The sequence below is a fragment of the Streptomyces sp. NBC_00190 genome, from assembly GCF_036203305.1.
In the GTDB taxonomy this organism is placed as follows: Bacteria; Actinomycetota; Actinomycetes; order Streptomycetales; family Streptomycetaceae; genus Streptomyces.
Genome location: NZ_CP108131.1, coordinates 6,379,170 through 6,398,466, shown reverse-complemented (window position 1 = coordinate 6,398,466; position 19,297 = coordinate 6,379,170). Strand labels below are relative to the sequence as shown.

At 75.1% G+C, this 19,297-nt stretch carries 13 protein-coding genes; 4 read left to right on the top strand and 9 right to left on the bottom strand.

What is annotated here, in order from left to right; translation table 11 throughout:
• Window positions 1-152: 152 nt before the first annotated feature.
• The 5 genes from OG429_RS30105 to OG429_RS30085 form a co-directional block, all read right to left on the bottom strand.
• Window positions 153-815, bottom strand: coding sequence for a DUF3558 family protein (locus OG429_RS30105; RefSeq protein WP_328928390.1), 663 nt, complete (start codon window positions 813-815; stop codon window positions 153-155).
• Window positions 812-1,372 carry a hypothetical protein gene (locus OG429_RS30100; RefSeq protein ID WP_328928389.1) on the bottom strand — a complete coding sequence of 187 codons (561 nt, stop codon included), beginning with the start codon at window positions 1,370-1,372 and terminating at the stop codon, window positions 812-814. The genes OG429_RS30105 and OG429_RS30100 overlap by 4 nt, the downstream gene beginning before the upstream one ends.
• Window positions 1,369-3,003 (bottom strand): hypothetical protein, encoded by a 1,635-nt coding sequence (locus OG429_RS30095; protein ID WP_328928388.1) that lies wholly within the window; start codon window positions 3,001-3,003, stop codon window positions 1,369-1,371. The genes OG429_RS30100 and OG429_RS30095 overlap by 4 nt, the downstream gene beginning before the upstream one ends.
• 169 nt (window positions 3,004-3,172) lie before the next feature.
• Window positions 3,173-4,159 carry an AIR synthase-related protein gene (locus tag OG429_RS30090; RefSeq protein WP_328928387.1) on the bottom strand — a complete coding sequence of 329 codons (987 nt, stop codon included), beginning with the start codon at window positions 4,157-4,159 and terminating at the stop codon, window positions 3,173-3,175.
• A gap of 101 nt (window positions 4,160-4,260) precedes the next feature.
• Window positions 4,261-5,646 (bottom strand): MFS transporter, encoded by a 1,386-nt coding sequence (locus OG429_RS30085; protein WP_328928386.1) that lies wholly within the window; start codon window positions 5,644-5,646, stop codon window positions 4,261-4,263.
• 253 nt (window positions 5,647-5,899) lie between these two features.
• Between OG429_RS30085 and OG429_RS30080 the strand changes: the two genes are divergently transcribed.
• The 4 genes from OG429_RS30080 (at window position 5,900) to OG429_RS30065 (ending at window position 13,514) form a co-directional block, all read left to right on the top strand.
• Window positions 5,900-6,907, top strand: coding sequence for an AfsA-related hotdog domain-containing protein (locus OG429_RS30080; protein WP_328928385.1), 1,008 nt, complete (start codon window positions 5,900-5,902; stop codon window positions 6,905-6,907).
• Window positions 6,908-6,912: 5 nt separating this feature from the next.
• Window positions 6,913-9,498 carry an AfsR/SARP family transcriptional regulator gene (locus OG429_RS30075; RefSeq protein ID WP_328928384.1) on the top strand — a complete coding sequence of 862 codons (2,586 nt, stop codon included), beginning with the start codon at window positions 6,913-6,915 and terminating at the stop codon, window positions 9,496-9,498.
• A gap of 78 nt (window positions 9,499-9,576) precedes the next feature.
• Window positions 9,577-11,799: an ATP-binding protein gene (locus OG429_RS30070; protein WP_328928383.1), complete on the top strand. Its 2,223-nt coding sequence runs from the start codon at window positions 9,577-9,579 to the stop codon at window positions 11,797-11,799.
• Window positions 11,790-13,514, top strand: coding sequence for an AMP-binding protein (locus OG429_RS30065; protein ID WP_328928382.1), 1,725 nt, complete (start codon window positions 11,790-11,792; stop codon window positions 13,512-13,514). Before OG429_RS30070 ends, OG429_RS30065 begins: the two co-directional genes overlap by 10 nt.
• A gap of 41 nt (window positions 13,515-13,555) precedes the next feature.
• On the opposite strand, the gene OG429_RS30060 is transcribed toward OG429_RS30065, so the two are convergent.
• The 4 genes from OG429_RS30060 to OG429_RS30045 all read right to left on the bottom strand — a co-directional run bounded on the left by OG429_RS30060 (window position 13,556) and on the right by OG429_RS30045 (window position 19,097).
• The gene (locus tag OG429_RS30060; RefSeq protein WP_328928381.1) at window positions 13,556-14,125 is read right to left on the bottom strand and encodes a DinB family protein; all 570 of its coding nucleotides are present in this window, start codon (window positions 14,123-14,125) and stop codon (window positions 13,556-13,558) included.
• 63 nt (window positions 14,126-14,188) lie between these two features.
• Entirely contained in the window at window positions 14,189-15,145 is a 957-nt protein-coding gene (locus tag OG429_RS30055) for a polyprenyl synthetase family protein (protein ID WP_328928380.1), read from the bottom strand.
• Window positions 15,146-15,399: 254 nt separating this feature from the next.
• Entirely contained in the window at window positions 15,400-18,105 is a 2,706-nt protein-coding gene (locus OG429_RS30050) for a helix-turn-helix transcriptional regulator (RefSeq protein WP_328928379.1), read from the bottom strand.
• A gap of 146 nt (window positions 18,106-18,251) precedes the next feature.
• Window positions 18,252-19,097, bottom strand: coding sequence for a metallophosphoesterase family protein (locus tag OG429_RS30045; protein ID WP_328928378.1), 846 nt, complete (start codon window positions 19,095-19,097; stop codon window positions 18,252-18,254).
• Between the last annotated feature and the right edge of the window lie 200 nt (window positions 19,098-19,297).

Below are 19,297 nucleotides of genomic sequence, written 5' to 3'. Positions count from 1 at the left end.
GGCTCGCGAGGCGTTCGGACGCGCGTGCGTACGGACGTCCGTGCGTGCATGCGTCCGTACGAGCGGTCCGAGCATATGCCGCCGCGGGGTGACTCATGGGTGTATCAACCGACTGTTCAGCAAACGGACTTGGCACCCAGGCGTCCTGCCGGTCAGTCCGGCACACTGGGAGCCACCGCTCGGGCGAAGTCGGCGGCGATCTCGCATACGTGCCGCGTCAGCTCTCCGTCGCCCCGCTGGGCCATGACGATCACCTCCCCGTACGACGCGGGCCACAGGATCACGCAGCCCTTGTCGTTGCCGCTGACCATCGCGGACGGTATCCCGGCAACCGACGTGGGCTTCGGCTTCGGTTCCATGGGGAGTTCCTTGGTGTACATGACGGACAACGTGGCGGTCGTCGAGTTCCCGGCGCCGAGCCACGTCCAGCTGCACACCCTCATCGGGACCTGGTCGCGCCTGTCGGGCTCGGGCGAATACAGCTTCCACTGCCTGGCCGTGGCGCTGTCGACCGCCTCGCACGGGTCGGCCAGGACACCGGGCGTGGACCGCGCCGTGGACGCGGGCCGCGTGGTCTGCGGTGGACCCGACCGGGTGGCGCCGGGGAGGGTGACGCCCGGCAAGGCGTGCGAGAGGTCCGGGGGGTCGTCGCCGTCGCCCCGCACCGCCGCCCAGATCCCGGCCCCGGCCGCCACGGAGAGCAGGGCCCCGGCGATCACCACGATGGCCACGCGCCGGGACCTCTCTCCCGGTGGCGGCCCGTCCGGGGTCTCCGGCTCCACCCAGGCCTGATTGTCCTCGTCCCATTCGGTCATGCCGGCCACCCCTGGCTCCCCAGGAGTTGCGTGATCTGCTGTACGACCGCCGCCGCCGAGGCGAGCCCGGCCGCGGCCGTGGAGCCGAGATCGAGGCGCTCGCGCAGCCACTGGAGACGATCGCACCGCACCTGCCCCGTGGCGCCGGCCTCCTCCTCGGCCTCGGCGAGCCGGGCGTCGAGCTCGGACGTCTCGTCGCTGGGGCTGAGCAGACTCAACTGCTCACGCAGGGTGCGCATGGCCGTACGGAGTTCGGGAGGCACACCCACCGACTGCTCGGAGGCGTCCAGGGCCTTGGCGTTCGGGCCCGCGGCCACCGCGCCTGCGGTCATGGCTCCGATGGCGATGCCTCCGGGGTTCGCCCGGGGCACCTCGGGCGGGGCGGCCGGCGGCTCCGGCCTGCCGGAGCGCCGTGAGCGGTCCTCGGCGCTCGCGCCCTCCCCGGCTGCCACCGCCCCGCCGGTCAGCACGCCGATGCTGATTCCTCCCGGAGACGGGGCGACCGGCTCGCCGGCCCGCTCCTCGCCCTCCTGCGGCTCCTGCTCCCCCGAGGTCACGACCGCCCGCCCCCCTTCACGGCCGCCGCGTCCCCGTGCTTCGCCGAGGCGCGCTCACCCGTCGCGACCGCTCCGCCGCTCATCGACCCGATGAACACCCCGCCCCCGCTCACGCTGACGACGTACTGCTCGAACTCACCCGTCTCGTAGCCCTTCGTGCGCAGCGCCTCCTGCACACCGCTCGCGATGCGGTCCTGCAGCGTCCGCACGTACCGGCTGATGTCCATCTCCTGGAACAGCGAGACCTCCTTCACGCTCCCCAGTTCCCGCACCGAGGTCACCGGTCCGTCGGGAAGGGCGTGCTGCGGGAGGGTGAGCCATGTGCGGAAGACGGACAGAGCGGTACTGACCAAGGAGCTTCCCGCTGCGACTCCCGCCGCCGGACTGGTGAGCACGGCGATGACGGCGTCACGCAGCCCGCTCCCCTCGCCGCGGGCGGCGACCACGTCCACCGACCTGAACTCCGGGCGGACCGGGCTGAGTACGTGCGGTACGACCTCCAGGACCAGCATCCCGCCCTGGGTGTGGACGCGTACCAGGAGGGAGATACCCACCTGTTCGTCCCACGCCCCGAGCCGGACGCGCAGGAAGTGCCGACGCCCTTCGGCGCCCTCGCCGACCGCGTCGTCGAGGTGCTCCTGGATCCGGGCGGGCTCGTACCTGACGCGGCCTCGCGCCACCCCGACGGGCAGATAGACCACTTCGTCGACCTCGAGGAAGCGCAGCCGGTCGCGGCTGGTCTCCGCGGCCGACGCGCGCAGGGCCTCCAGGCGCGGCTTGATGAGTTCGACGACCTCGCGTCCCGTGAGCAGAGAGGCGCCCACCGGGCCGGCGGCCGGCCGTGCCGGGTCCACCGGCTTCGGCGCCGCCCCCCACGCCTTCCTCCCCTTCAGTTCCGCGACCACCGACCACGGCTGGTACGGCTCGCCGGCACCGACGAACGGCCTGAAGGGGTCGTAGATCGTCAGGCTCGCGTGCTGCTCGCGGTCGATGGCCGCGCCGATGCGCCTGTACTGGGGGGTGTCCGGGAGTCGCTCACGCGGCATTTCGGCGTAGGCGCCGCGGCGCAGCTTCTCGCGCATGACCGCCACGACATGCGTCCGGTGCGCCCACACGGGCAGCACCATCAGGACCGGAAACACCACGGCCGCCGCGACGTTGGCGCCTGCGAACAGCGAGACGGCCACGGCCACCCAGTAGGCGGTCGTCACGGCGAACGGCACGACCGGCAGCACCGCCTTGAGCCTGCCCCGAGTGGCCTCCTTGAGCACCCCGCGGCCGAGGCCGAAGACGGCGCCCCTGCTCCCGCGCAGGGTCCAGCAGACGAAGCAGACCATCCCGTAGGCCACGAACCAGGGAACGGGCAGCACGGTCTGGGAGCCCACGTCGGCCAGTCCGAGCCCGATGAAGAGCACCCACAGGGCCAGCAGCGCGGCCCCGGTCTCCGCCTCCCGGCGCCGGGCCTGGAGCGCGTGCGCGAGTACCGGCAGGGCGTCGATGCCGAGCGACGGGGCGATCGGGCGCTCCTCGTGCTCGACCAGCTGCTCGATGACGCGGCGGCGGAATTCACTGTCGAACCAGACGCCCGCGCACAGCAGCCGGGTGGCCTCGCTGCGGCTGTGCTGTGGCACGGCGTCCGTGGCTAACGCGGCAGACGGTACCGATGCGGACATGCATCCCCCGATGCTCGAACTCCCGTTATGTAAGGAGCAATTAAGCGAGTTGCGGATGTGCATTATGGCTGCCGTGACCTGTGATCGGAAGGGTGTCCGTGGCCACCGTTCGGCAGGCGCCGCACGTTCAGAGGAGGCGTTCGGGGACCGTGCCCGAGGGGACCGTGCGGGTGTGGAGGCGGCCGTCCGGCGTACGGAACTCCACCTCGCCCAGGGGGTCGGCGGTGACCTCGCCGACCACGGCCGCGTGGCGGCCGTAGGGGTGGGCGCGCAGCGCGGTCAGGACCCGGGGGGTGCGTTCCGGGGCAACGAACAGGCACAGGCACCCGGCGCAGGCCGCGTCCAGGGGGGCGAGGCCGCGGGCGCCGAGGGCCACGCGGGCCTCGTACCGTACGGGCAGGGCGGCTTCCTCGACCCGCAGGGTCAGGCCGCGGCCCGCGGCGCACCGGCGCAGGACCTCCGCCAGGCCGCCCGCGACCACCGTCCGGGCGTGGCGGATGTCGGGGGCCACCGCGCGCAGCAGGCCTCCCAGGGGGGCGCAGTCGCTGGGTACGTGGTGCTCGTAGCCGAGCCCGTCGCGCAGCGAGACCAGGTGGGCGGCGTGGCTGCCCAGGCGCCCGGTCACCACGATGCGGTCGCCGGGCCGGACCGAGCCGAGGTCCAGGGGCGGGCCGCCGGGCACGCCGAAGGCGGTGGCGGTGACGAAGACCCGGTCGGCCTCGCCCGCGCGGACGACCTGGGTGTCCACCGCGGCGATGGCGACCTGGGCCTCGGCGGCCGCGCCGCGCACGGAGGCGGTGAGCCTGCGCACCAGGTCCAGCGGCAGCCCGGCCTCCAGCACGATGCCGAGGGCGATGTGGCGGACATCGGCTCCGGTGGCGGCCAGTTCGTTGACGGCTCCGCAGACGGCGACGCGGCCGATGTCCCCGTTGCCGAAGAAGGGCGGGTCGACGACGTACGTACCGGACCGGACGACGACGGCGGGGTCGGGGACGGCGCCCTGGGAAGCGGCGCGGTCGGCGACGGGGCCGGGGACGAGCGATTCCTCGATCATGGCCCGTACCTCCGGGCCGAAGCCCACCTGGCCGGTGTCCCACTCCTGTGTGTACGTCACGAAAGCATCCCCCGAAGCCCGCGAGTCATGATCGTCCCATCATCCTGCGCGGACGGTGCCCCGCATACCCGTGTCGTCGCACTGCGGCTGATGAGGGGTCACTAGGGGCGGTCCGGCCGGTCGTAGCCGCGCAGCAGGAGGACGGCCAGCGCCGTGGCCAGGGCCGGGAGCAGCGCGAAGCCGGCCAGCATGCCGAGTGCGGCGGTCGGGGTCTGCTCGGCGGCCCGGCCCGTGCCGGAAGAGACGTAGCCGCAGAGCTGGAGCACCAGGCCGTAGAGGAAGGGGCCGAGGGCGACACCGAGTCCCTCGCCGGTGCTGAACAGGCCGGACAGGACGCCCGCCCGTCGGCGTTCGGTACGGGCGGTGTCCTTGGCGATGCAGTCCGGCAGCATCGCGTACAGGAAGAGCAGCTGGCCCGCGTGGCCGGTGCCGGCCAGCGCCATGGTGAGCAGTACGGCGCCTTCGGGCAGTACGGGGGCGGCGAGGAAGAGCAGGCATCCGGCGGCGAACAGGGCGGAGGCGACGGTGTATCCGTGGCGACCGGCGCGCAGCCGCGACCACAGCGGCATGGTCAAGAGGTTGGGCGCGACGAACGCGGCGACGAGCGCGCCGACCCCGGAGGAGTCGCGCAGGACGTGCTCGGCGAAGTACGGCGCGCCCGCGAGCAGGACGCCGGTCGCGACGGACTGGACGACCACGCACCGCAGCAGCGCCATGAAGGGCGGGTTTCCGCGGGCGGCGGCGAACTGGCGGCGCAGGCTCGGCTCGCTCTCCAGGGCGCGGGGGCCGACGGGGCGGCCCCGGCCCGCGCCGGAGGTTCCGGCGAAGACCCAGACCGCTCCGAGGGCGATGACCAGCCCGCCGAACACGCCCACCCACCGGTGTCCGGCGAGCCCGCCGCCCCCGGCGTCGATGAGGGCGGGCCCGGCCGCGCCGGTGACCAGCGCGGCCACTCCGATGACGGCAACCCGTCCGCCGACCAGGCGCATGCGGTCCTGGTGCCGGTCGCTGAGCTCGGCGGGCATGGCGACGTACGGCACCAGGAAGAAGGCGAACGCGGTCGCGGTGAGCAGGTATCCGCCCGCGGTGAGCCAGGCGCCGCCGGTGCCCGGCAGCAGGCCGGCGAAGGTCAGCGCGAAGGCCAGGGCCATCACGAGCCCGCCGCACAGGACGTACGGGCGGCGCGCGCCCCAGCGGGTGCGCGTGCGGTCGCTGGCGCGGCCGACCAGCGGGTTGAGGAAGGCGTCCCAGGCCTTGGGCACGAACACGATCGCGCCGGCCAGCGCGGCGCCCACCCCCAGGGTGTCCGTGAGGTACGGGAGCAGCAGCAGGCCGGGGAGGGTGGTGAACGTGCCCGTGACGAGCGATCCCGAGGCGTAGCCGAAGCGGAGCCGGGCCGGCAGGCCCGCAGGGCCGGCCCCGTCCGCGGAATCCGCGGACTCCGCCGACTCCGACGACCGCACGGTGTCGGTACCTGTGGTGGTCATCGGGGGCTCCCTTCCGGGATCGGTCGAGTGGGCGCGGAGCAAGGCCCCGCCCGGGGGGTGGGGGACATCCCGGGGGCGGGGCTCTCGTAGTGCAGGGTCCGCCGTCCCCCTTGGACGTGACTAAAGCGCACAACCACGGACGGGGGCGGATGCGGAACGCATGAGTTCCTGCCATGCACTTTCCTGCCAACGGCACCGGCTGGCTGGCCGCTCGACCGCCGCTCCACCATGACGCGAGAGTTAGGAGAGGGACATGACAGTCGACAACAGCACGACCTCGCCCCCCGCCGTCCACGGCCACGCGAGGGCCGCGGCGGCCCAGCACCTGATCCACCGTCCGCCCTCGCGGGCCCACTACGGTCTCGACGTCCCCAGCCTCGGCGAGGAGAACTTCACCCTCGTCGGAGCGACCCCCGCCGCCCATCCGCTCTTCAACGACGGCCCGGGCCACTTCCACGATCTGCAGATCGCGACCGAGACCATGCGCGAGATCGGCGAGTTCGTCGGCCACCGCTACTTCGGCGTGCCGGAGGACCGTCCCGGTCTCTTCTACCGTTTCACTCTCGACCTCACCGACCTGTCCGCCTGGCGTACGGACGGGGCCCCCGCCGGCCCCGTACCCATGGAGACCCACATCAGGGCCCGCCCGGCGAACGTGGTCGACGAGGTGCCGCGCGGACTCGACTTCCACCTGCAGGTGGTGATCGACGGCCGCCCGTGCGCGACGGGCGCCGCCGGTCTGGTCTTCCTCATGCCGAAGCTCTACCGCAGGCACCTGGAGCACTCCCGGCAGGCGCTGCGGGCCGCGCCCGAGCTCGACGACGCGCCGGACGGCCCGCTGCGGCCGGCCGACTCCGCCGAGACGGGCCGCTACGCCCCCGAGAACACCGTGATCAGCGAACCGACCGACGTGGCGCGCGGCCGGATCAGCACCTGGCTGCTCTCCCGGCAGATCAGCCCCGTGTTCGCGGGCGAGGACGGGCAGCTCTCCGGACTGCACCTGATGGAGGCACTGCGCCAGACCTCGCTGCTCGCCGCGGGACGGGCGCACGGGCTGAACCCGGCCCGCAGCGCGATCGGTGCCTGCCAGGTGCACTTCCGCGGGCAGGCGGACCTCGATCTGCCGCTGCGCTGCGTGGCGGTGGCCGGGCCGCTGGGGCGCGACGCCGCGGGGCGGCCCTCCGTACCGGTCACGCTCACCCTGACGCAGCGCCGCCGCGCGGTGGCCGAGGCCCGCACGTCCGTCGTCCAGGACTACTGAGGACGATGCGTTTCGGAATTCTGGGCCCGCTGGAGGTCACGGGCGGCGGAACGGGCGGCGGTACGGATGATGCCGCGGACGGCGGCCCGGTGGTCTCGTACGCTCCGCAGGCCGCCAAACTGCGGGTCGTCCTCGGGACACTGCTGGTCCGCGCGAACGAGGTCGTGTCGTCGGAGAGCCTCATCGACGAGCTCTGGCCGGAGGCGCCGCCGCGTACGGCGACGACGACGCTCCAGGTCTACGTGTCGCACCTGCGCAAGACGCTGGGCAGCGCCGATCCGCGCGGCGGCCGGGAGTCGCTGGTCACCCGGCGCCCGGGCTATCTGCTGCGCGTCGGCGCGGACGCGCTCGACACCGCGGTCTTCGAGGACCTGGCCCGCCGCGGCCACCAGGCCCTGCGGGACGCGGACTTCGGCGCGGCGGCGGACCTGATGCGGCGGGCGCTCACGCTGTGGCGGGGGCCGGTGCTGTCGGACACCCCGCACGGGCCGCTGCTGGACGGCGCGGCCGTGCGCCTGGGCGAGGTGCGCTCCACCGTGCTCGACGAGCGCATCCGGGCCGAGCTGCACCTCGGACTGCACCGCGAACTGGTGGCGGAGCTCCAGGAACTGGTCGCCGAGCACCGGATGCACGAGGAGTTCCACGCCCATCTGATGGTGGCGCTGTTCCGGTGCGGGCGGCAGGCGGAGGCGCTGCGCGTGTTCGCGATGCTGCGGCGGACCCTCGTGGAGGAGCTCGGGATAGAGCCGGGCCCTTCGTCACGGCGGCTCCAGCGGCGCATTCTGGAAGGGGATCCGGCGCTGTCGATGCCCGGAGCCCGAACCGGCAGCGGCATCGGTGCCGGCAGCGGCTCGGCCGTACGGTCCGGGGCCGCCGGACCGGGTGCCACGGACGCCGCCCCGGCCGACGGCACGCAGGGCTGGTCGCCGGCGCTCGGCGCCCTGCCGCCCGCCGACCCCCGCTTCGCGGGCCGGTCTGCCGAACTCGCCGAGCTGGAGCAGCTGTTGCGGGCCGCGCCCGCGGGCGGCTGTGTCGCGGTGACGGGTCTGCCGGGCACCGGCAAGACGGCGCTCGCGGTGGAGAGCGCGCACCGCGTGGCGGACGCCTTCCCCGACGGGCAGGTCTTCCTGGACCTGCGCCGCGCCTCCGGCCCGCCGCCGACCGGCGCGGAGATCCTCGACCGGCTGGAGCGGGCGCCCCTGACGGGCCGCCGGGTGCTGATCGTGCTGGACCACGTCACCTCCGAGACCCAGGTGAGGCCGCTGCTGCCCCTCGCCCCGGGCTCCGCGCTGCTGCTCACCGCGGGCCGGGTGCCCGCCGGGCTCCCGGGGCTCCGTCCGGTGGTCCTCGGACCGTGGCGTCCCGAGGAGTCGCGGCGGCTCGCCGGGCTCTTCACCGAGCATGGCGGCCCCGCGCCCGGACCCGGCGCGGTCGACGAGATCGCCGGGCTGTGCGGGGGGCTCCCGCTGGCCGTGCGGGCCGCCGCCGCCCAGCTCGCGGCCCGGCCGCACTGGACCCCCGCCACGCTGGCGGACCGGCTGCGGGACGAGGGCGGGCGGCTGGACGCGCTGCGGGCCGGCGATGTCGACGTACGGGCCCGCCTCCTGGAGGCCTATGCGGCGGCTCCCGGGGCCGAGCGGCGGACCTTCCGCCTGCTGTCGCTGCTGCCGCCCGGCCGGTTCGGCGCCCGGCAGGCGGCCGCCGCGCTGGACCTGGCCGAGCCGCGGGCCGCGGCGGCCCTGGACGCCCTGGCCGACGAGCGGCTGCTGGCGGTGGACCGCGACGGCTGCCACCTGCCGGAGCTGCTGCGGCTGCTGGCGGTGGAGCGGCTGGAGCTGGAGGAGGCACCCGAGGTGCGGCGCGCGGCGGCGGAGCGGGTGTGCCGGGCGTACGCGGCCGCCGCCGCGCAGCCGGGCCGACTGGCGGACGCCGACGCGCGGGGGCTCGTACGGCTGGCGCGGACCGCCCACGAGGCCGGGCTGTGGGCGCTGGCGGTACGGCTGACGGACGCCACGGGCGGGTGGGTGGAGGAGGATGCCGAGGCCGCCTACACCCTGGCGCTGGACGCGGCCGTGCGGTGCGCGGACCGGTCGGCCCAGGCCCGGATGGAGCGCTCGCTCGGCGACCTGGCCTGGCAGTACCGGCGCGCGGAACGGGCGCACGAGCTGTATGCGGGGGCGCTGGCGCACGCCCGGGAGGCGGGCGACGAGGAGGAGGCGGGCCGCGCCCTGGTGGGCCTGGCCGAGCTGCGGCTGGACGCCGGTTCGGCGGCGGAGGCCGCCGCCCTGCTGGAGCCCGCCCTCGCCGCCCTGTCGGTGCCCGGCCGTACGCGCGGCCACTACGAGGCGAGCCGGGCCCGGGCGCTGCTGGCGCTGGCCCAGGACGGGCCGGAGGGGGCGGAGACGGCCCGGGCCTGGTTCGGCGAGTGCCTGCGGCTGGCGGGGGCCCTGCGCGACCACCGGCTGGAGGTGTACGCCAGACGTTCGCTGCGGGCGCTGTCCGCTACCGCCGGCGGTGGCGGCGCCGCGCGGCGGGCCGTGGAGATCCGCCCGGGGCTCTGGCGGATCCAGCCGGCCGGTGTGCGCTCCTGACCGGCACGATGCCCCGGCCCCCGGCGCCACCCGGCCCCTGACCCATTCGATCGCCCTCTACGCAACGTACGGAGAACCATGTCGGTAGCGCTCAGCCCGGTGACGGAGCTCGTCGGGCGGGAACTCGAAGCCGCCGCCCTGCGGGAGCGGCTGCGCGACCCCTCGGTCCGGCTGCTGACGGTGACCGGCCGGGCCGGGGTGGGCAAGACCCGGCTGGCCGCGGAGGCCGTGCGGGAGGCCGGCCCGGAGTTCGCCCGGGTGGAGGTGGTCGACGCGGCGGCGCGGTGGGCCGCCGGGGACGAACCGCTGCCCTGCTGGGGGCCCGAGGAGTCCGGCCGGATCCTGTTGCTGCTCGACGGCTGTGACCACGAGGCGCGCCCGGCGGCCGCCGGGGCGGTCGCGGCGCTCGCCGGTGATCCGCGCGTGGTGGTGCTGGCCACCGCCGTGGAGCCGCTCGGGGTGTACGGGGAACAGCTGCTGCCCCTGGCGCCGCTGCCCGTACCGGTGCCCGCGCAGGGCGCCGCCGACCCGCACGAGGTGCGCGAGGCGGCGTCGGTCGCGCTGTTCGTACGCCGGGCCCGGGACGCCGACCCGGCCTTCGCGCTCACCCTGGAGAACGCGGCGGCCGTCGCCGAGATCTGCACGCTCCTCGACGGCCTGCCGCTCGCCATCGAACTCGCCGCGCGCAGGCTGCGGCTGTTCCCTCCCCACCTGCTGCCGTCCCGGCTGCGCGGCCGTACGACCGTCCTGGCGGGCGGGCCCGCGCACGCGCCCGAGCGGCACCGGTCGCTCGCGGCCCTGGCCGAGTGGAGCTGCCGCGGGCTCGACGCCCCGGTCCGCGCCCTGCTGGAGCGGCTCTCGGTGTACGAGCCCGGCTTCGGCCTGTCGGCGGCTGGCGTGTCGGCGGAGGCGGGCGTCGAGACCCTGCTGGACCGCGGTCTGCTGGCCGTGGTGGGTGAGGAGCAGGGGGAGCTGCGGCTGGCCGTGACCGAGCCCGTACGGTCCCACTGCCGCGCGGTACTCGCGGAGTCGGGTCGCGACGGCGCGGCGCTGGACGCGCACGCGGAGCGCTACCTTCAGCTGGTGACCGCCTCGCTGCCCCGCCTGAACGGGACCGACCAGGAGCGGATGCTGCGGGAGTTGGCCGCCGAGGGCGCGAACGTGACGACCTCGCTGCGGCGGCTGCGCGAGCGCGGTGACGGCGAGGCGGCGGCCGCCCTGGTGCTCGGCTGCCGGCTGCCCTGGCTGACGCAGGGGCGGCTGCGGGAGGGGCTGGAGTGGTGCGACGGCGCGGCCGAGGTGGCGGGGCCCCCGCTGCTGGAGGCCGTACGGGCCCGGCTGGCCGACATGTCCGGGCTGTTCGCGCTCGCCCTGGGTGATCCGCAGGAGGCCGTACGCCGCCACCGTCGGGCGCTCGCGCTGGGGAAGGCCGTCGGTGACCGGCGGCAGAACGCGCTCGCCTCCGCCCACCTCGGTACGGCGCTGCTGAAGGCCGGTGATCCGCCGGGGGCGCGGGCCGTGCTGGTGACCGCGCTGAACGCGCTGGAGTCGATGGGCGTCACCGGGGGCGCGGCCGGGGCGGCGGCGGCGCTCGCGGCCGTGCTGCGCGCCGACGGCGACCGGCGCAAGGCGCAGGAGCTGCTGGACCGGGCCGAGGAGGCCTTCCGGCGGATCCGGGACGGGCGGGGCCTGGCGGGCGCGCTGCGGACCTCGGCGGCGCTGGCTCTGGAGGGCGAGGATCCGGACCGGGCCGACCGGGCGCTGCGGGAGGCCCTGCGGCTGTACGGGGCGATCGGCGAGCGGACCGAACTGCCGGACCTGCTGGAGGAGTTCGCGCTGCTCCAGCTGCGCACGGCGCCCGCGCAGCGGCCGCGCACGGTGCGGCTGCTGGCGGCGGCCGACACCCTGCGGGCCGGGACGGGAGCCGAGGTGCCCGACGAGTGGCGCTCCGAAGCCGAGCGGGCGCGTACGGAGCTGAGCGCGCGGCTGGACTGGTCCGACTTCGCCACGGCGTGGGCCGAGGGGGTGCGGATGGGGGCGCCCGCCGCGGTGGCGGAGGCCCTCTCGGCTCCCGCCCCCTCGCGCCGCCCGGTGACGGGGGCGGTGGCCGAGGCACCGTCGCTCACCCCGCGGCAGGTCCAGGTGGCACTGCTGGTGTCGGAAGGGCTGACGAATCGCCATATCGCTGCGAGGCTGGACATTTCGGAGTGGACCGTGGTCAACCACGTCCGCCAGGTGATGCGCAGGCTCGGGTGCACCTCGCGGGTGCAGGTGGCCGGGGCGGTGGGCCGGTGGGCCTGACCGACTGCCCCTCGTACCCCGCGGCGGAACACCTCGGCGCCGCGCACGGCCGGCCCCTGGACCTCGGCGCGCCGGCCGGGGTCGCGGCGCGGTTCCGGGCCGCCGGATGGTGGCGCCCGGAGACCTTCCTCGACGACCTGTACCGTACGGCCGCCGCCGCGCCCGGGCGCCCGGCGATCGTCTCGGAGCGGGCCCACCGGCCGGCCGGCCGACGCCTGATCACCCTCACGTACAGCCAACTGGCCCTGTACGTCGACCGGTTCGCTGCCGCCCTGACCTCCCTCGGGGTGGCCCCCGGGGACCCCGTCGCCTACCAGCTGCCGAGCTGGTGGGAGACCGCGGCGCTGACCCTGGCCTGCTGGCGGGCCGGGGCGGTCGCGGTGCCGGTCCTGCCGACCGTACGGGCCCACGGGCTGCACCGGATCCTGGAGAGCACCCGGGCCCGGGTCTGCGTGGTGCCCGACGTGTGGGAGGGCCACGCGCACGCCGAAGTCCTCGCGGACCTCGCGCCGCGCCTGCCGTGGCTGCGCCACCGGGTCGTCGTGGGGGACGCGGCGGCGACCGGGGCGGTCGACTTCGCGGCGCACTTCCGGCGCACCGCGCACGAGCGCACCGGAGCGGGCAGGCGGAGCAGGCCGCGGAGCGGGCAGGCCGACCGGCCCTCCCTGCTGATCAGCGTGATGGGCCTGCGGGACGCCTACACCTCTGTGCTGCACTCCCCCAACACGCTGTACGCCAACATCGCGTCCCAGCACGAGGGCGACGGCCCGGGCCGACGGCCGCGCGAGGTCTTCCTCAGCACGCTGCCGCTCACCTCGCTGGCCTCGCTGCTGTACACCGTGTGCTGGCCGCTGGCGGTCGGCGGGACGGGGGTCCACCAGGACGTGTGGGATCCGGGCCGGTGCCTGGACCTGATGGCGGCGGCCGGGGTGGACCAGGTCTACGCGGAGCCCGCCTACTTCTCCGAGCTGCTCACCACGCAGCAGCGCCGCCCCCGGGACCTGGACCGGCTGCGGCTGGTGCTGTCCGGCGGCCGCACCAGCACCCCCGCGCCGCTGGCCGCCGGACTCCGCGCGGTGTTCGGCGTACCGGTGCTCTCCGTGTGGGGGGCCCCGGAACTCGGCATGGGCGCCCTCACCGGGGACACTCCCGACGAGGGCGACGCCTTCCACGCGCTGCGCGGGCTGGAGGTGTCCGCCGGGCACGGGACGCCGGCGCTCATGGTGCGCGGGCCGTCGGTCTGCCTGGCCACGTGGGGGCAGGGAGCCCCGGCACCGGTGCCCACCTGGGAGCGGGCCGACGGCTGGCTCGACACGGGAGACCTGGCGCAGCCCGGCCCGCACGGCGGGATCCGGGTCCTGGCCAGGGCCGGGATGCGGACCGGCGCGATCTTCATGGTGCCGGTGGCCGAGGTGGAGGAGCAGTTGCTGACCCACCCCCGGGTCAGCGAGGCCGCGGTCGTCGCCTACACCGATCCCGAGCACGGGGAGCTGCCCTGCGCCGTCGTGGTCCCGACCGCGCAGGACCGGCCGCCGGGCCCGGCCGAGCTGCGCGAGCACCTCACCGCCCGGGGCGTCGCGGAGGCCTTTCTGCCGACACGGCTGGAGATCGTCGGCGCACTGCCGCGCGACGACCTCGGCCGGGTCCGCCGCGGCGCGCTGCGCAGCTGGCTGACGCGCCTGCGGCCCGGCGGGCCCCGGCCGGCCCCCGACTGAGTCCCGTCCCGGGGCTCACGCTCCGGGCTTGGGCCCGCCCGTCACTGGCCCACCCGTCCGTCGACGCGCTCGCGCAACAGGTCGGCGTGCCCGCAGTGACGGGCGTACTCCTCGATCCTGTGGACCAGCAGCTCCCGGACCGCGATCTTGTCCTTCCCCAACCGCTCGCCCAGATCCGGGTGCGCGGCCAGCGCGGCGTCGGTCGCGGCCTGCTCGCGCTCCAGATCGGCGTACGCGGCGTCGACCACGGCCTGCTCGGCGACAGCTCCGTGGAAGTCCGCGTCGCGCTTGCCGTACAGCTTCGGCAGCGGGTCACCGTCGGTGATCCAGTTGCGCCAGTCCCGTTCCACCTCGGCGAGGTGCCGGACCAGGCCGAGCAGCGACATCGTCGACGGCGGGACCGACCGGCGGGCCAGTTGCTCCGCGTCCAGGCCCTCGCACTTCATCCGCAGGGTGATGCGGTAGTTCGTCAGGAAGTCCTGCAGCGTCGGGAGCTCGCCGTCCGGACTGACTTGCTCGCTGTTGCGGGGGTCGTCGTCCGGATCGGTCCACATGTCGGGGTAGACGGTCGCCTGGGTCCATCGCTCGGGTTGGTCGCTCATGCGCCCCATGATCGACCGAGGGGCCATGCCCCGCTACCGAGTTACCGCGTTGACGTGGCGTCACCGCCGGGGTCACTCGCAGCCGGCCACCCGGCGTGCGAAGGCCGCCAGTTCGGTGCGCCACACGGGGTCGACGGGGGCTGCGGCGACGGCCTCGTCCGCGCGCGCCAGGAGCCCGGCGATGGTCTCCTCGGCCCCGTCCCGGGCCCGCGCGTCGAAGAACACGTCGCGCAGGAACTGGGCGTCGCCGTCGAACCCCGGGCCTCCGCGCAGGAATCCGCGGATCCGCCAGGCCGCGTGCAGGGCCCGCGCGTACTCCTCGTACGTCTCGCGCAGGTCGTCCCGCCCCGCCAGCGCGGCGCCGATCAGCAGCGCGTGGCGCAGCCCGTACCAGCCCGCGCCGCAGCCGCTGCCGCAGCCCTCCAGGCACTGCCCCGGCCAGGCGTCGTCGAGGTACTCGGTCGCGGCGGCGGCCTCGGTGTGCGCGCCGATCGCCCGCTCGGTCCGCAGGTCGTCCCACAGCTCCCGGACCTCGTGGGGGAGCCGGACCGCCAGCCGGTCACCGTAGGCGAGGGCGAGATCGCCGGCGAGCACGGCGGTCCCCTCTCCGAACCGGCGGGACTCGCCGCGCCAGCCGTTGCGCTCGTGCTCGGCGGCGTGGCTGATGTGCAGGGTCGGGATGCCGCGGCGCAGCGGCGCGTTGTCCCGGACGTCCTCACGGATCATCAGGCAGGTGTCGAGGAGTTCGAGCGCGGCAGCCGCGGCCACGGCGTCCTCGCTGTCCGGATCGCCGCCCGCGGCGAGGTATCCGGTGAGGCAGATGACCGGGTGGGCCCGCTCGGCCCCGGCCTGGACGAGTTCGGCGACGCCGGCCACCAGGACGGCGCTGCGCGGGTCGGGCGTACGGCGGTTGCGGTGCTCCTCGGCGAGCAGTCGGGCGAGGCGTTCCTCGACCCGGTCGAGCATGGCGTCGCGCACCTGTCCCGGTGCGGCCGTGCGCCACGGCTGGTCGTGCGTGGGTGTGGTCATGGTGCCCTCCCTGGTGGGCTGCGGCTCATGACCGAACCGTCGCGCACGTGGCTCGCGAGGGGCCAGCGGGGAGGGCTCACCTGAGCGGAACCGGGGGGAGGAGGGGGTCAAGTGCGCCAGTTGTCTGCCAGGGGTGGGCCGGGAGCGGGCGGGCTTGCCATGACCTTGCTATCCCGCTCCCGCTCCCGGCCTGGCCCTGGCCGGGACCGGGCCCGGACCCCGACCCGAGTCCGGGCCCCGACCCGGGCCCGGACTCAGACGAACTCGGCGACGCCCAGGTGGAAGTCGACCGGGAGCGCCTGCCGGCCGGGGATCTCCAGCTTGCGGTAGACCCGGGTCAGGTGCTGTTCCACCGTGCTCACGGTGATGTAGAGCTTCTGGGCGATCTCACGGTTGGTGTGGCCGTGCACCGCGAGCAGGGCGACCCGCTTCTCCGACTCGCTGAGACTCGCGACGAGGTCGGCGTGCGGGGTCTCGGCCGTCTCGCCCGCCTCGACGCCGTCACCGGTGTGGCCGGGGAGGATCTTCACGCACAGGGACTCGGCTCCGCACTCCCTGGCCACGTGCCACGCGCGGCGGTTGACCATGGCGGCGCGTGCCGGTTCGCCGAGCTCCCGCAGCACCTGGCCGAAGTCGCTCATGGCACGGGCCAGTTCGTACTGGTCCCCCGAGCGGTGCAGATCGTCCACCGCCTTGGCGAGCATCGCCTGGCGCTCCTTCGGCTCCCGCAGGGAGGCCCGCAGCCGCAGGGACATGCCGCGCACCCACGGGTCCGCGGCGTCCCGGCCGCTGAGCTGGTCCGCGAGGAACCGTTCGGCCTGGCGTGCCTCGCCGAGCCTCAGCAGGGCCTCCGCCGCGTCGGTGCGCCAGGGCAGGAGCCGCGGCCGGTCCAGGCCCCACCGCTTCATGTGGCGGCCGACGTCCAGGAAGTCGCCGAGCGCCGCGTGGAACCGGCTGGTCGCGAGGGCGTACTGGCCCCGCGCGCGGAGGTATCCGAGAGCGTGGATGCTCCCGGTCAGCTCGGCGGGGACGGGCCGGCTCAGTACGGCCGCCGCCTCCTCGGGCCGGCCCATGGCCGTGCAGGCCCGGACCAGGGTGCCGGCGACCGCGCTCAGCAGGACGCTGCCGCCGCGTGCGGGTACGGTCCGCAGGACGCCTTCCGCGGTCTGGGCCGCGCCCCGGAGGTCTCCCTGCCGCATCCGGGCCTCGGCGAGCAGGCCGCCGAACACGGCCTGCCAGCCGGTGGCCCCGCGCTGGGTCGCCTGGAGCAGGAAGGACTCGCACCAGGGCAGCGCCCGCCCGGCGCCGTCCAGGTACAGGAGGGTGCGCAGGGCCTGCACCACCGGCTCCACGGTGCCTTCGGCGAGGGTGGCGCCCCGGAGGAAGAGTTCGGCGGCATGGGCGGCGGCGCCCTCCTCCGTCTCCACCGGGAGCGCCCACAGGGCCGCCGGGTGGACGGGGGTCCTGGCCGTACGGCCGGCCGGGGGCGGTCCGGCCTCGGCCGGTGTGCAGCGGCGGGTGGAGGCCGCCCACTGGGGGAAGGCGGAGAGTCCGTCCAGCGGGTCGTCCCCGGGGATGTCCCCCTGCCTGCGCTCCGCACCCGGGTGCCGCCCGCTGCCGGCCGCCAGCCGTTCCAGTACGTCGGCCGACTCGTCGATCCGGCCCTGGGCGGCCAGCACCCTGGCCAGCGGGCCCATGGTGTGCGCTGCCAGCTTTCCGGCGGCCAGGGCGGAGAGGGGTTCGCGGAGGTGGCGTTCGGCTGCCGCGGGGTCGGTGCGGCCGGCCACGACGCTGAGTTTGACGGCGAGTTCGGCGCGCCGCGCGTCATCGGGGCTGGCTTCCCGGGCGAGTTGCAGGACGGCCGCGGCCTGTTCGAGGGCTCCGTCGGCGACGTACTGGTCCGCGGCGGAGCGCAGCACGGGCAGGGCCCATTCCTCGCAGGTGTGCCGTGCGCCGAGGAGTTGGTCGGCGACCGCCATGTCGGGCGCGCCCGAGGCCCGGGCCAGCAGGGCGGCCTCCCGGTGCAGGGCCTGGCGGGCGGCCGGGTCCATCCGGTCGAGTACGGCGGCCCGCGCAGCCGGGTGACGGAACCCGTGCCCGCCGTCGTCGGCGAGCAGGCCCGCGGCGTCGAGCGCGGCCAGGGCCCGGGCGGCGGCGGCTTCGGGGGTGCCCGTCAGCCGTGCGAGGTGCGCGGCGCCGGCGAGGCCGTCGAGCACGGCGATCGCCTCGGCCAGTTCGGTGGTGGCGGGCCCGCAGCGGTGCAGGCAGGCGAGCACGGCCTGGGCGTAGGCGTCGCCCGGACGGCCCTGGGGGTCCTGGAGTAGGGACCGCAGCAGCAGCGGGTTTCCGCCGCTGGCCCGGTGCAGCCGCTCGGTCTCCGCCTCGGTGCGGTCCGGCAGCATGGCGCGGACGGCCTCGGCGGTGAACCGTTCGAGCCGCAGCCGTACGAAGTGGGGCAGCCGGAGCAGTTCGGTGCGCAGCAGCGGGTCGTCGCCGCGTTCGTGCACGGACTCGGCGAACACCAGGAGGACCCTGGCCTGCCGGGTGCCGCGCGCCAGGTGCAGCAGGTAGCGGCTGGAGAGCTCGTCGACGTGGTGCAGGTCGTCGACGCAGATCACCACGGGTGCGGCGGCGCTCAGTTCACGGACGGCGGCGGCGAACACCTGCATGGCCTCGACCCGCCCCGCCTCGTCCGGAGGCGGCGGGAGGGCGCCGGTCGGCGCGTCGGCGGCCAGCTGGCGCAGGACGCCCAGCGGATGGCCCCGTTCGGCCGCGGTGCCGATGGCGCGCAGGACCGTCGCGCCGCGGGCTTCGGCATGGGCGGCGACGGTCTCCAGGAATTCACTCTTCCCGCAGCCGACCGCGCCTTCGAGCAATAGTAATCCGGCATTCCCTTCGGCACAGCCGTCGAGCAATGCGTTTGACAGAGATAGTTCCTCGGCACGCCGGAACAACACCATAGGGTCCCCCAGTGTCCCTTTTCCGTGCGTTCCGGGAAGGACCGCGAAAATCGGAAAGAGGGATGGTCGAGCATTGCTTGAGCGGGAATTCAAGATCAGTATAGGCTCGAAATCCCGCCCCCACGGTGTCCGGAAGTTGCCAGACATCAATCCCCGGCCGTACCGCCGGGGAAGATCCGGCGCGGTACGTCGCGCGGGTGGCCCGGCCTGCGCCATTCCCGCGGGTAACCCACGGACACCTCCTCGAAGCGCACGCCGTCGTACCAGGTGGTGCGGGGGATGTGGAGGTGGCCGTAGACGACGGCCGCCGCCCGGAACCGGGTGTGCCAGTCGGCGGTGAGCTCGGTGCCGCACCACTGGGCGAACTCGGGGTGCCTCAGGATCTGCGTCGGGTTCCTGACCAGCGGAAAGTGATTGACGAGCACCATGCGCAGGTCCGGGTCGCAGGCGGCGAGGCGCTGTTCGGTGACCGCGACCCGGGCCCGGCACCAAGCCTCACGGGACGGGTACGGGTCGGGGTGCAGCATGAACTCGTCGGTGCACACCACTCCGGCCTCGTAGGCCTGCTCCAGCGCCTGCTCCTGGGTGGCCGCCCCGGGAGTGCGGAAGGTGTAGTCGTACAGGAGGAAGAGGGGGGCGACGACGAGCGGTCCGCCCGCCCCCGACCAGACGGGGTAAGGATCCTCCGGAGTGTGCACGCCGAAGGAGCGGCAGATCTCGACGAGGTGCCGGTAGCGCGCCTCTCCGCGCAATGGCACCGGATCGTCCCGCAGGGTCCAAAGATCATGATTTCCCGGCGCCCACACCACGGTGGCGTAGCGGCTGGTGAGCAGGCCGAGCACCCATCGAAGATCATCGGGAGACTCGCCCACGTCACCGGCCACGATCAGCCAGTCGTGGGGACTGTCCGGATTCAGCTCCTCGACGATCCGGCGATTCTCCCGGAATGAGACGTGGAGGTCGCTGATGCCCATGAGGTTTCCGTGCGGCATTCCGTGAGGATGGGCGACGGACCTCGCGGTGAACACCCCTGCCCATCCCCTCAACCGCCGGTGGAGGCACGGACCCCGGCGCATGACAGGCGGATGGCAATGCCGGCGGGGGCGGTGCCAGCCTCCCGGCAGGAGGCGGCCGGCGGGGGCGGCGGATGGCAGTGGCCTGGGAGGAAACCGGGTGCGCGGCGGCCGATCCG